This window comes from Bacillota bacterium, from assembly GCA_040757085.1.
GTDB lineage: Bacteria > Bacillota > Sulfobacillia > JACIYH01 > JACIYH01 > JACIYH01.
The window spans coordinates 1-12681 of the sequence record JBFLXJ010000024.1 but is presented as its reverse complement, the minus strand read 5'-3'; the positions used below and the strand labels follow the sequence as shown (position 1 = coordinate 12681).

11 protein-coding genes and 1 pseudogene are annotated in these 12681 nt (G+C 64.6%); 9 read left to right on the top strand and 3 right to left on the bottom strand.

Annotation, left to right across the window (positions count from 1 at the left end; all coding sequences use genetic code 11):
• The first annotated feature begins 122 nt into the window (after positions 1 to 122).
• Together AB1446_09545 and AB1446_09540 are read left to right on the top strand one after the other, a co-directional pair.
• The gene (locus tag AB1446_09545) at positions 123 to 518 is read left to right on the top strand and encodes an alpha/beta hydrolase (protein ID MEW6547141.1); all 396 of its coding nucleotides are present in this window, start codon (positions 123 to 125) and stop codon (positions 516 to 518) included.
• Positions 515 to 907, top strand: a complete 393-nt coding sequence (locus AB1446_09540; GenBank protein MEW6547140.1) for a hypothetical protein — start codon at positions 515 to 517, stop codon at positions 905 to 907. The genes AB1446_09545 and AB1446_09540 overlap by 4 nt, the downstream gene beginning before the upstream one ends.
• Before the next feature lie 430 nt (positions 908 to 1337).
• On the opposite strand, the gene AB1446_09535 is transcribed toward AB1446_09540, so the two are convergent.
• Complete coding sequence (locus tag AB1446_09535; protein MEW6547139.1) at positions 1338 to 1658, bottom strand: hypothetical protein; 321 nt, start codon at positions 1656 to 1658, stop codon at positions 1338 to 1340.
• 338 nt (positions 1659 to 1996) lie between these two features.
• Here AB1446_09535 and AB1446_09530 point away from each other — a divergent pair, with 338 nt between their 5' ends.
• From AB1446_09530 to AB1446_09515, 4 genes are all read left to right on the top strand, one after another.
• Entirely contained in the window at positions 1997 to 2692 is a 696-nt protein-coding gene (locus AB1446_09530; protein ID MEW6547138.1) for a 5-formyltetrahydrofolate cyclo-ligase, read from the top strand.
• Positions 2693 to 2697: 5 nt separating this feature from the next.
• Complete coding sequence (locus AB1446_09525) at positions 2698 to 3111, top strand: secondary thiamine-phosphate synthase enzyme YjbQ (GenBank protein MEW6547137.1); 414 nt, start codon at positions 2698 to 2700, stop codon at positions 3109 to 3111.
• Positions 3112 to 3142: 31 nt separating this feature from the next.
• Positions 3143 to 4585: a M20 family metallopeptidase gene (locus AB1446_09520; GenBank protein MEW6547136.1), complete on the top strand. Its 1443-nt coding sequence runs from the start codon at positions 3143 to 3145 to the stop codon at positions 4583 to 4585.
• A gap of 910 nt (positions 4586 to 5495) precedes the next feature.
• Positions 5496 to 5939, top strand: coding sequence for an Rrf2 family transcriptional regulator (locus AB1446_09515; GenBank protein ID MEW6547135.1), 444 nt, complete (start codon positions 5496 to 5498; stop codon positions 5937 to 5939).
• On the opposite strand, the gene cysK is transcribed toward AB1446_09515, so the two are convergent.
• Positions 5936 to 6871, bottom strand: a complete 936-nt coding sequence (gene cysK / locus AB1446_09510) for a cysteine synthase A (GenBank protein ID MEW6547134.1) — start codon at positions 6869 to 6871, stop codon at positions 5936 to 5938. The two genes, AB1446_09515 and cysK, sit on opposite strands and share 4 nt — an antisense overlap.
• 619 nt (positions 6872 to 7490) lie before the next feature.
• Here cysK and AB1446_09505 point away from each other — a divergent pair.
• From AB1446_09505 to AB1446_09495, 3 genes and pseudogenes are all read left to right on the top strand, one after another.
• Complete coding sequence (locus AB1446_09505) at positions 7491 to 9197, top strand: D-aminoacylase (protein ID MEW6547133.1); 1707 nt, start codon at positions 7491 to 7493, stop codon at positions 9195 to 9197.
• 166 nt (positions 9198 to 9363) lie between these two features.
• Positions 9364 to 9528, top strand: a pseudogene (locus AB1446_09500) (D,D-dipeptide ABC transporter permease).
• 259 nt (positions 9529 to 9787) lie between these two features.
• Positions 9788 to 11626 carry an ASKHA domain-containing protein gene (locus AB1446_09495; GenBank protein MEW6547132.1) on the top strand — a complete coding sequence of 613 codons (1839 nt, stop codon included), beginning with the start codon at positions 9788 to 9790 and terminating at the stop codon, positions 11624 to 11626.
• Positions 11627 to 11716: 90 nt separating this feature from the next.
• On the opposite strand, the gene AB1446_09490 is transcribed toward AB1446_09495, so the two are convergent.
• The gene (locus AB1446_09490) at positions 11717 to 12460 is read right to left on the bottom strand and encodes a GntR family transcriptional regulator (protein ID MEW6547131.1); all 744 of its coding nucleotides are present in this window, start codon (positions 12458 to 12460) and stop codon (positions 11717 to 11719) included.
• Positions 12461 to 12681: the final 221 nt, after the last annotated feature.

Below are 12681 nucleotides of genomic sequence, written 5' to 3'. Positions count from 1 at the left end.
AACAGCGGGCTGGTCTTGACTGTTTCCCGCGACGGGGCTATATAGATAGTCCCGTCCTCTGCCACTCGCAGCCGATCGGCCCAGGGCGCAAATCCAGGAAATCACGTTGGGGGGTACCGCCGGTGTACTGCGAAGTCGCGGGGGGCCGCATCTCCTACGAGGTGCAGGGCGAGGGAGAACTCCTCGTCCTGATCCACGGCGGTTGCCTCGACAGGCGCATGTGGGATGACCAGTTCGCCGTCTTTGATCTGTGGAAGGCACCGGTCACGTCTCAGAAGATCAATCCCCCTGCCATGGGGCGGCCCGGTGCTATCAAAGCTCCCACGCTCGTCGTGGTGGGCGAGGGGGACGTCCCCGATATCCTGCGTATCGCAGAGATCCTGCAGAATGGGATTCCCGGGGCGACCAGGGTCATCATCCCCGGCACGGGTCACATGCTGAACATGCAGAAGCCCCCCGAGTTTAACCGCATCGTGCTCGACTTCCTCACGGGCCTCAGCCAGGAGGCCACAAGGTGAAGGTCGAGATCTGCTGGCCATCCTGCAGGGACCTGGACGAAGCCCGCTGCGACCTGCCCCGCGGTTGGGTCGACGATCTGCCTGCGGAATGCCTGCGCTACGACCACGCCATCGCAGGCGCGGGCGACATAGACCTGGCCGTGGTGGGCATAGGGGTCAAGGGGCACGTGGGGTTCAACGAACCGGGAACGGACCCCGCCTTAGGCACCCACGTGACCGCACTCACCGAAGTCAGCCGGCCGGCGCAGGCCCCCTGGTTCGGCGGGCAACTGGACCTGGTGCCCGAGCGGGCAATCACCGTGGGCTGCGATCGGGCGTCGCACGATCCGATCCAGATGTGGCCCCGATCACCCGATATGCGAATGGACAAGCGCCCGCCGGTGGAATAAAATACCTTCAGGACGAGCGAACTGCCGTCGTGAGGTGTCCGGGCGGTGAGACTGTCCCGGGATTTTTCCCGAATCAGGCTGCATGACGACGAACTGGGCGAGATGGCGCGCTATTGCGAGGCTCAGCCCGACATCCTCGCGCTTTATCTGTACGGTTCCTACGGTACCCCCTACCAAACCCGCTCTCCGACGTCGACCTGGCGGTCCTGCCCGTACCCGGCGTGCGGTGGGACCTGCATCGCGAACTGGAGGTACACGCCGAGTTGGGTCGTATAGGCAGCGACTTTCGCCCACTGGTGGCCGCCGTCGTGCGCAGGTACCTGGCCGATGATAGCAGGTGACCCGCGTCGGCGCCAGGGGTGGCGACGCCGGGCGGACACGGAACACAGCCGGTAGAACAGTTTCCGTGTCACCGGTTCGGGTGACGCGCTCACGTCATCCCCGGTGCGGCGGTGCCCTGAGGACCCACTACCCCAAACAGGCGATGGGCATGGCGGTCGAGCACATCGGCCAACTCGGGCGGAACCACCGCAGCTTCTCCGAATACCTGCTCCCCGATCCGGGCAAAACTCCTCTCACCCATTTCCAGCGAGCCCACCGCCCGAGCAGCACAGCAGTCGAGGGTAACCAGGTTCCAACCGGCCAGGACCAACCCGTCGTCCTCGACCACGTCGTAGTCACCCCAATCCGTGTGATAGCGACCACCCCCACGGTACAGGGCAGTCTCGCAGATCCCTTCCACAATGTCCACCAACCCGGGTGGGTCAATGGATGGCCGCCCCGAAGGAATCGGAGATGGGCGGGGCGAAAAGGTAGGGTGCGCTCCGCCCTGCCCTAATCTTGGGGGGCGCAAGAGGATGAGAGGGCACATTAGAGAGAGGTCGGAGAACAGCTGGACAGTAGTCCTCGAGCGTGACCCCGAGTGTCATTACATTGGAGGTGTACAGCCACGTGTTGCCTGACACCCAGCGAGAGGCAGTAAAGGCCATGGAGAAGGTGTGGATGGGGTATCCGGTTAGCAAACGGTTAGCAACTCCGGAGTCCTGAGCCCCAAAACCATTGCGGCTCAAGGGTAGGGAATCCCAGACCATGGCTTCTCCGAGGTCACCGGCTAGCTCGGCGGGTGGAGCGGCAACTGCCCGCACTCCTGTTGCCCGGGGTAGCGATGAAATCGTGCGGGAACGGGCCGAGCTCCGGCGCCGGGTCCTCGCGCAGCGCCTGGCACTTGCTCCTGAGGAGGTCGTGGCGCTCAGCGAGCGGGTAAAGAGCCATCTGCTGTCCCATCCGGTATGGCAGGTGAGCCGGGTGGTTCTGGGTTATGCGTCTTTCCGGCAAGAAGTAGATACCTTTCCCTTGCTGGCGGACGCGGTCGCCAGCGGCAAAGAACTGGCGCTCCCCCGGGTAGACAGGAAGCGGAGGGTTCTTGACCTCCTGCGTGTGCGCGACCTGGCTGCCGATCTCGTGCCGGGTTATCAGGGGATTCTGGAGCCCGACCCGGGCCGCTGCCCGCCGGTGGATGCCGCTCTCGTAGACCTCGTGCTGGTACCGGGCGTGGTTTTTGACCGCCGCGGCTTCCGGCTGGGCTACGGGGGAGGGTATTATGACCGGCTCCTGGGCTACCTGCCGCGGGCCGTACGGGTGGGCCTGGCGTTCTCCCTGCAGGTAGTGGACCAGCTGCCCGTGCTGCCCCATGATCTCCCCGTGGACATCCTGGTTACCGAAGGAGGCCCCCTTGACATCAGAAGAGCGCGATCATCCCGAAATGACGTGAGCAGATGGTGGTGAGCGGTGTGCAGCTTGAGGTTCAAACCCACGCCCGGGCCGAGATGGTGGACATCACCGCCTCCGTGGACGAGGTGGTCCGGCGCGTGCGCGTGCCGGAGGGGGCATGCATGGTATTCTGCCCCCATACCACAGCGGGTGTCCTGGTGACGGAGAACACAGACCCGGCGGTCCTCTCCGACATTCTCGCCCAGCTGGACCGGCTGGTCCCGGTCGCGGGGCCGTACCAGCACCGGGAAGGGAACGCCCACGCCCACATCAAGGCTGCCCTGGTGGGTTCGAGCGTGCTGGTACCGGTGTCCGGAGGCCAGCTTTCCCTGGGGACGTGGCAGGGTATATTCCTGGCCGAATTTGACGGACCGCGGCGCCGACGCCTTCGGGTCGAGGTGTTGCCCGTCATCTCACCCCCGGCGGGCGCGTGATGCTCGGGCGCGTGGAGAAAGGCGGACGGTAGTGGATCGGGCAGAGCGAGCTTTTCGGTGGGTCGAGGACAACCGCGGCAGGTTGGTCGAACTGAGCGACCGGGTCTGGCAGTTCGCGGAACTGGGGCTCCAGGAGCACCGTTCGGCGGCCGTGCTGGCACATGCACTGGAGGCAGCCGGCTTCCGGGTGCAAAGGGGCGTGGCCGGCATGCCCACCGCCTTTGTCGCCACCTGGGGCGAGGGCAGGCCCGCCGTCGGGTTTCTGGGTGAGTACGATGCCCTGCCCGGAGTGTCACAGAAGGTTTCCCCGCAACGGGAGGAACTCGTGCCGGGCGGCGCCGGCCACGGCTGTGGCCATAACCTGCTCGGAGTGGGGGCCCTGGGGGCGGTGCTGGCTCTGAGGGAGGAGATGGCGGCACGGGGTCTTGGCGGGACCCTGCGATACTTTGGCTGCCCGGCGGAGGAGAACTTCAGCGGCAAGGCGTTCATGGCCCGGGAAGGCCTCTTCCTGGAACTGGATGCCTGCCTGACCTGGCATCCGGGGGACGTGAACCTGGTGCGGACGGGGACTTCCCTGGCCCTCAATTCGATGAACGTCACATTCTACGGGCGAGCTTCCCACGCCTCTGCGGCCCCTCACCTGGGCCGGAGTGCCCTGGATGCGGTGGAACTCATGAACGTCGGGGTGAACTACCTGCGGGAGCACATCCCCGAGAAGGCGCGGGTGCATTACGTGATCACCGACGGCGGTCTGCAGCCCAACGTGGTGCCCGCGCGGGCGAGCGTGTGGTACTACGTGCGGGCTCCCCACCGCCACCAGGTGGAGGAAGTGTACGAGCGGGTGCTGAAGTGTGCGGAAGGAGCCGCCCTCATGACCGGCACCACCTACCAGGTGGAGTTCCTGGACGGCATCTACAACCTCATCCCTAACCGGGCGCTGGAAGAGGTGTTGGCCCGGGCTATGGTGGTGGCCGGGCCGCCGCGCTTCGGCCAGGCTGAACTGGAGTTCGCCAGCCGCATCGCGCGGACGTTTCCTCCCGGGCAGAAGGAGAGCATGATCGACGAGCTGCTCCTTGATGCTGATACCCGGGATCTGCTCCGTCGGCAGACGCTCAACGACACCATCGTGCCGCCCCCGCGGGAGGAACTGCCGCCCCGTGGCTCCACGGACGTGGGAGATGTCAGCTGGTGCTGTCCCACTGCCCAGTTCAGTACGGCCTGCGTGGCTCTGGGTACCCCAGGACATTCCTGGCAGTTTACCGCCCAGGCGGGCATGGGGATCGGCCACGCGGGGATGCTCGCGGCGGCCAGGGTGCTGGCCCAAGCTGGCCTGGAACTGCTGCTCAACCCCGGGGTGCTGGAAAAGGCACGAGCCGAGTTCCTGAAGCGTACCGGGGGACGGCCCTACCGATGTGCCATCCCGCTCGAGGTGAAGCCGGCCTTCCATCAGCTTGCCTCATCCCGCCCGAGGTGAACCCTCTGCGGCTTTGGCCCGAATCCACATTTGCATAGCCGCGTCGGGCAGCCCGCCTCTTTCCTTCCCTTGACCGGGAGCCTAACGTCGCCGTACCCCGAGGCGTAACTGGGGATGGGTGGCGGCTCCCGTGAGGTACAGTCGGCGGATAAGGGTGCGATAGCGAGACCCGCCCCAGCATATCTTGCTTCAGGTTGGGGCAATACCGGCTCAGGATCTCGATCACCCGGTCAGCGTACGCTTCCTTGATGCGATCCCAGGCTTGCCCGGCAATCTGCCCGGCAGCGTCGCCCTTCACTTCGTATGCACCCAGGGATCGGAAGAGCCCGGCCAGGGCTTGAGGCAGCCGGTTGGCGCCTCCGGCGGGGGTGGCTATGCCGGCCTGGGGATCCATGCCCAGGCACATGTAAAGCCACGCGGCCACTCCTCCGCCGGCAGTTTCCGGGCCGGCGGCCGTGTGTCTAGCCTTGGGGACAAACCAGGCGCGCACTCAGGGGTTTTCGAACCAGTACGCTGCCAGATCGCGCGGCGAAAGGGCGGGGGTGAAAGCGTCTGCTGCAGAGTGGCGTCCTACGCTGGCCTGGGTGCGTTCCAGGTCGCCATACAGGCAAGCGGTTTCGCCGTCGGGGAAGAGGCTGGCCGAGGGAATCTCGGCACGTATGTGGGTCAGCCCGTGCTGTTCCAGGTCTGCCCGCAGCTGGCGGTATGCCGGTGAGAGGAATATACTCCGCCGACCAGAACTCCGTCCAGCATAGACTGTTTCCCCCTGAGAATGCTGGCCCGCTTGCCGCCATTCTATCCCCGCTCCCATGATCCCTGTGGGCGTTTTGACTTAATCGATCAGTTGGCCTACCATTGGGTTGATGGCGTGCGCCTGTGCGCTTTCCGGGCGGGGGGAGGAGGTGAACTTTTGAAGCTGTCCACACGTAGCCGCTATGCCTGTCGGGCTCTGGTCAGCATATCCCGTGCTCACCTGTCCGGTCGCCAGGTTCAACTCAAGGAGGTGGCCACCCAGCAGGACATCTCCCCCGACTACCTGGCCCAACTTGTTGGCGTGTTGAAGTCGGCTGGCCTTGTGGCCACGCACCGCGGGACCGGCGGAGGTATCCAGATGTCCCGTTGCCCCTCGGAGGTTACGGTGGCCGATGTGGTGCGGATAACGGAGGGATCCCTGGCCCCAGTGGAGTGCGTGGATCGGCCCGAAGGCTGCCCGCGGGCGTCCCGTTGCGCCATGCGGGAGGTGTGGATCCAGCTCACCAAAGCGCTCGAGAACACTCTGCGGCGCTATACCCTCGCCGATCTGGCCCGCCGGGAAGAGGAGCTTTCCAGTGGCGCCCTGATGTACTACATCTAGGATTCCTGGAACAGGGCGGTGGAGAGGTAGCGCTCTCCCGTGTCGGGCAGGATCGCCACGATCAGCTTGCCCTCATTTTCCCTGCGCCTGGCCACCTCGACAGCGGCGTGGACGGCGGCGCCAGAGGAGATGCCGACAAGCAGCCCCTCCTCCCGGGCCAGCCGGCGTGCCATCTGGAAGGCCTGCTCGTTTGTCACCTGCACGATCTCGTCGATGATCTCCACGTTGAGTACCTGGGGGACAAAGCCCGCCCCTATTCCCTGGATCTTGTGGGGGCCGGGAGGGCCGCCGGAAAGCACCGGAGAGCTGGCCGGTTCCACCGCGATTGCCTTGAAGGAGGGTTTGCGGGATTTCAGTACCTCCGCCACGCCCGTGATGGTGCCTCCGGTGCCTACCCCCGACACCAGGATGTCCACCCGACCGGCAGTGTCCTGCCATATCTCTTCTGCCGTAGTGCGGCGGTGGATTTCCGGGTTGGCCGGGTTGGCGAACTGATTCGGCATGAAGTACCGGGGGTTGCTGCGGACCAGCTCCTCGGCCTTGCGCACTGCCCCCCTCATACCTTCCTCCCCCGGGGTGAGCACCAGTTCGGCCCCCAGAGCCCTGAGGAGTGCCCGCCGTTCCAGGCTCATGGTCTCAGGCATGGTCAGGATGAGGCGGTAACCCTTGGCGGCGCACACGAAGGCCAGGGCGATGCCGGTGTTGCCGCTGGTGGGTTCTACGATGACGGTGTCTTCCCTGATCAGGCCGGCCCGCTCCGCCGCTTCGATCATGCTCACTCCGATGCGATCCTTGACGCTGCCGCAGGGGTTATAGAATTCGAGTTTTCCCACTACTGTGGCTACGCACCCGCAAGTGACCCGGTTCAGGCGCACCAGCGGGGTGCGCCCGATGAGCTTGGTGACATCTTCGTAAATCTTGGTTTCCGGCACTTGTGTCAGCCTCCTGTCTTTCTGTTTCGCAACGTGGCGGGACCACATTCTCACCTTGAGGGTTCGACCCCTCCTGCCTCCACCTCTTTCCACCTCCGGACACCCTGCGACCCCAGATGAGTGGATTATTGTCTTCATCCTAAGCCAGATAATCTGGTAGGTCAACAATAGACGACGGTGGATGGCCTGCCGATCCCGAGTACTTGTGGTTGGCGACCGATACGGCCGAAGCAGTGCCTGGTCCTGACGCGGCTGCATTTGCTGCCAGGGGGCAGCACGATCCCCCCCTTCCCACTGGTCGTACGATCAGGAGCGCTTGTGCCAGAGAAGCCGGGCCCGGGCTTCAGCCGCTGCGGCCGGATGCCTATGCCGCCGGAGGGGGTGCTGGCACACTGCACAACGAGCGCATCTCGGCAGACAACCTGCTTTTCGGCACACGCATGTTGTACGGCGGGGCGCAGGTTCTGCTTGAGTTGGATAGCCGTCCGGCCAGGTGCGCCAGGCGGGGCTTTGTCAGCCTGATCGGGCGGGTGTTGGCCGTGGCTGCAATCCCGAAGGGGAAAAAGTTTTTCGCGTGGAATACCAGTTCGTCAAAGTCAAGTCAGGGAGGCGTTAGACAATGCTCGACATCTTGATCAAAGGGGCCTGGGTGGTGGACGGGACCGGAAGTCGTGCTTACCGTGGGGCCATTGGGGTCAAGGACGGGCGAATCGTGCTGATACGCAGGGGCGGGGTAGATGAAGGCGAAGCTCGGCGGGTTATCGACGCGGATGGCCTCGTGTGCTCTCCAGGATTCATAGATCTCCACAGCCACAGTGACTACTCGATTTTCATACACAATCACGCGGTTTCCAGCCTCCGTGCTGGCGTGACCACCGAGGCGGTGGGGATGTGCGGCTACGGTGTGTTTCCGGCTCGCGGGCAGTTGGCCGACGAGGCACCCAAGCGCATGGCCGGGATGAGCCAGGTCCCGGTTGGTGAGTTGGGCGAAAGGGACTGGGAAACCCTGGACGACTGGATGCAGAAGCTGGAGCGCCGTGGCATTGGCATCAATGTTGCCCACTTCGTGGGCCACGGTGCTCTGCGGATAGCAGTGATGGGCCAGGAGGGAGCGGGCGGGGAAGCCACGGTACCGTCGCCCGAGCAATTACAGGCCATGAAAGATGAACTGCGAGCGTGCATGGAGCAGGGGGCGTTCGGGCTTTCCAGCGGTCTTGAGTATGCTCCTGGCCGTAACGCCACGACCGGAGAGCTGGTGGAACTCTGCAGGGTGGTTGCTCTCTATGGAGGAGCATATGTTTCGCACATGCGTAGCGAAGCGGACCTGCTCATTTCCGCGACGAAGGAGTTCATTTCGATATGCCGCGACGCCGGGATCCCGGGTAGCATAAGTCACCACAAGGCCATTGGTGAGGAGAACTGGGGCAAGGTTCGCGCGACGCTCGCCCTCATGGAGGAAGCGAGGTCGCAGGGAGTCGACGTGATCTGCGACTTCTACCCGTGGGAGTACGCTGCACAGTCGAACCTTGGCAGCTTCTTCTATACCGACTTCGAGATATCGCCCCGAGACGCGGACAGCCTGCGAGCCAGGCTCACCAATGCCGGGGAATGGGCTGCCCTGAAGAGCCGGCTACGGGAGCAGGAGGAGAAGGAGCGGCGCGCCGCCGAGGGAAGAGCCCGTGTGCTGGCCGAGCACGGGGTGAAGGTTTCCGGTCCGGAAGACCCCCTGGCTTCTTGTTACGTGGTGCACTCACCAAGCCACCCGGAATTGGTGGGGGCGAACCTGCGTGAGGCCTGCCGGGTGCTGGGCGACCCCGAGGACGCGTGGGAAGGGCTGCGCCGCCTTTATCTCGATGATGAGGGATACTGTCAGGTCGCGGGCGGCAGGATGTGGGTTGAGGACATCCGAGCCCTCGTGCGGCATCCTCTCGCTGCTGTTTCGACAGATGGCTGGACGCTGGCGAGGATTCCGGATTTGCGGCGGCCGGGGATATCCCCGCACCCGCGAAACTACGGCACGTACGCCAGAGTCTTGGGAGAGTTCGTGCGCGAGGAGCGGTACGTCCCGCTCGAGGAAGCCGTTCGCAAAATGACGTCTTTGCCGGCAGGGTTGCTGGGGCTTCGCGATCGCGGCTTACTCGCCGAGGGGTTCTGGGCGGACTTATGCCTCTTCGACCCCGCAAACATTGCGAACACGGCCACACATTCCGGCCCCTGTGCTTACCCGGTGGGTATCAAGTACGTGCTGGTCAACGGTGTGGTGGCAGTGGATAACGGTGAGGAGGCGGGAGCCCTGGCCGGACAGGTTCTCAGGCACAAGGGATAGGTAAGGGGACAGCGGAAACCGGAGTGGCGCCAGGCTGGCGGCATGGCTGGAAAGGCCGGGTGGGGCGTTGCCCGTAGAGCGCAGGCGGCGAATCCCCGTGTCCCTATGACCCGCACGAGCCCGCGCGCCATCTCTACGCCGACCCACAGTGCCGCTCCCTGCGGTCATCGGGCTCGTTTCCGGTTACGCCTGCGGGTGGGTGGACGAGGCCCTCATGCGCGTCGCCGACATATTCCTGGTCTTTCCCTCCCTCATCCTCGCCATGACTATTGCCCCTGTTCTGGGCCCCAGCCTCACCAACACCATGGTGGCCACAGCGGTGGTGGAGTGGCAGGACCGGGCGGGGAACATCCCGAAAGTGAGTTTTGCAAAGGGGTTGAGTCCGGATTTCCGCAGGAGGGGAACCCTGACCTCTCCCTAATTGACCGCTCCCTGAGGCACCCGCCCCGCGAGCCGGATTCCCGGCGGGGCAGGCACCACCTGGACTTCGTGACCAGTCTCTGGCGGGAAGGGTTCGTGGTCCCGGTGGTGACGCTGGGCAGGTACCTCAGCGGCGCGTTGTGGGACGTCCTGGTGGAGAGGGTGTCGGGATGCCGGTAGTAGAGTTTCAGCCGCCGGGGATCAGGGTCGAAGTGCGCGAGGGTACGACTGTCCTGGAGGCGGCACAACTCGTCGCTGGCCAGGTGGTGCGGTGGGGCATCAGGCCCAGTTGCGGTGGTCAGGGCCGGTGTGGTCAGTGCCGGGTGAGGATCGGTGCGGGGCGCGTGTCGGGAGCGGACGAGGACGAACTTGAACTCCTTGCCCGGTGGAGGAGCGGCCTGGGTTACCGGCTCGCCTGCCGGGCGAGGGTGCTCGGGGATGTGACCGTAGAGCTCGACCGGCTGTGCGGCGGGGATCGGCTGCAGGTGGCCGGGGCAGGAGCCGACCGGGTGGCTCTGGAGCCGGTGGTACGGCAGGTGGAGTTCCGGTTGACGCCGCCCCAGGTGGGACAGAGGGAGGGTGAAGCCGACCGGCTAGCGGCCGCGGTCGGGTCCCAGATGGGCGGCTGCAGGGAACTCGCGGGTGGTGCCACCGCCGGGGAATCCTGGCCGCCGGACGTGCGCTGCGATACGGTCGTCCTGCGGTCACTCGCGGACGCGTTGCCGGACTGGGGGTATCGGGGCTGGGCAGTGGTCCGGGGGGGCGAGATCGTCGCCTTGCATCGCAAGCCCACCCCCCTGCTCGGACTGGCGGTTGACCTCGGTACGACGAAGGTGGCGGGCTACTTGGTGGACCTGGGGACAGGAGAAATCCTTCACGCGGCCGCACGCCTCAATCCGCAGATTGCGTACGGTGAGGACGTGGTTTCGCGCCTGGGCTACGCGGCGGCCGCGCCCGAAAACTACCGGCGGATCAGGGAGGCGATCGTCGAGGGTCTGAACGACCTGGCCCGGGAGCTTTGCGGACGAATGGGACGGGAGGCCACCGAGATCCAGGAGGCCGTGGTTTGCGGTAACACGGCCATGCATCATCTGTTCCTGGGGCTGGGGGTGTCCCAGTTGGCGCGCGCCCCGTATGTCCCCGCCCTGACTGGCCCCCTGGAGGTCAAGGCCCGCGACCTGGGGATGTATCTGGCCCCCGGCGCGTACGTGTATCTCATGCCGTGCGTTGCGGGGTATGTGGGGGGCGACCACGTGGCTGTGCTGCTTTCCACCGGGCTCCGTGAACAGCAGGGTGTGGCGCTCGCGATAGATGTGGGCACCAACACGGAGATCGCGCTTGCCCGGGATGGCGTGGTGACGAGCTGTTCCTGCGCGTCGGGGCCGGCCTTCGAAGGCGGGCACGTTTCCCGGGGGATGCGCGCGCTGGCGGGGGCTATCGACCGCGTGTGGCTGCAGGGTGAGGAAGTCCGCTTCAGCGTGGTCGGTGGAGGAGAACCGGTGGGTTTTTGCGGGGCTGGCCTGATAGACGTTCTGGCGGTCCTGTTGAAGAAAGGGATCATGGACGAAAGCGGCAGGCTAAATCGCGGTCAACCGGGGGTGGTGGAAGGGCCCGGCGGGTTGGAATTCCGTCTCGGTGGAATTGCCCTGACGCAGCAGGACATCCGGCAGTTGCAACTTGCCAAGGCGGCCGTGCGTTCGGGCATCGAAGGACTCCTTCGCACCACGGGTACTGGGGTGGAGGAAGTACGCGTGGTATACCTGGCGGGTGCCTTCGGGACGGGTATCGATCCCGAGAGTGCCATGGCGACGGGTATGTTCCCGCGGCTACCTCCGGAGAGGTTTGTACGGGCGGGCAACGCAGCGGGTATGGGGGCCTACCTGGCCCTCGTCTCGCAGGGTAAGCGCCGGGAGGCGGCGTCTCTGGCGAGGTCGGTGAGGTATGTGGAGTTGTTGACGCTGCCTGGCTACCAGGACCTTTTCCTCTCCTGCCTGAGTTTCCCGGGTTGAGTTCGCCTGGAGGGCACGTGCCTCGGCGCCCTGGCGCGGCCAATCCTGGCCATCTTAGCCCGGGAGGGGGTAAGGGGCCTGCTGGTGGCGTCACACGACCAGATAGTCATCAGGGTATTGCTCGGGGACCTTGTCCAGCTCGAGGCCGGCCAGCGTGCTTTCCAGGTGTGCGCACATGGCCTGCTCTGCGCCCTCAGCATCGTGATGCCGGAGCCTATCCACGATCGAGTGGTGTTCCTCGATGGAGGGGTTGAACTCGAGGTGCACTAATGGGTCGAAGAGGATAAGGTAGATGTTGACCCTCGACAGGACGTCTGCCACGAACCTGTGCAGGGTCTTGTTGCTCCCCATTTCGGCTATCTTGAGGTGGAAGGCGTCGTTCACGCGGTAGTAGGCATCCACGTTGCGGCGGTCGAATCTACTGGCTTCTTCCCTCACGAGTCGCTCCAGGTAATCAATATCCGCCGGGGTCGCGTTGGCTGCGGCCAGGCGTGCAGCCAAGCGTTCGAGCTGGATTCTCACGGCGAAGGTATCATCGATTTCCTTTATGGTGGGTTTGATTACGAAAGCCCCGCGATGGGGGACGACCTCTACGAATCCCTCGTAGACCAGGCGTCTTATCGCTGCTCGCACCGGTGTTCGGCTGACGCCCAGTTGCTTTGCGAGCGTTTCTTCGACCAGTTGCCGGCCGGGTCCGATGTAACGTTTGGCTATTGCAGTCTTTATCCTCTCGTAAACCCTGTCCTCGACGGTCGTGCGGTTTTGCTGTTCGGCCGCAACGTTCGCTTGTCCGGGCATCTCGTCTGGCTTGGGTGTCATGAGACTTCCTTCCATTCCGGGTTTCCACCCTCACATATAGGGTGGCGGCGCTTACAAAGGCGAATTCTACCTGGAGCCCACTAACCCTGCTCGGTGATGAGGGGGTGTCCTGTCAACGGACTGAGAAAATGTCACCCCAATTAACGTTCAACCGGACTGAGGAAATGTCCCCTTCCTGAGGTTGTGGCCCTGGATCATCATGTCTCAGCATACACCGTCTCCCAGAAAGGATCTTT

Bases quoted from the DNA above. Each gene is read 5' to 3' on its own strand.
- AB1446_09530 (MEW6547138.1), top strand. From the start codon at position 1,997: ATGGCTTCTCCGAGGTCACCGGCTAGCTCGGCGGGTGGAGCGGCAACT.
- AB1446_09505 (MEW6547133.1), top strand. From the start codon at position 7,491: ATGCTCGACATCTTGATCAAAGGGGCCTGGGTGGTGGACGGGACCGGA.
- AB1446_09495 (MEW6547132.1), top strand. From the start codon at position 9,788: ATGCCGGTAGTAGAGTTTCAGCCGCCGGGGATCAGGGTCGAAGTGCGC.
- AB1446_09490 (MEW6547131.1), bottom strand. From the start codon at position 12,460: ATGGAAGGAAGTCTCATGACACCCAAGCCAGACGAGATGCCCGGACAA.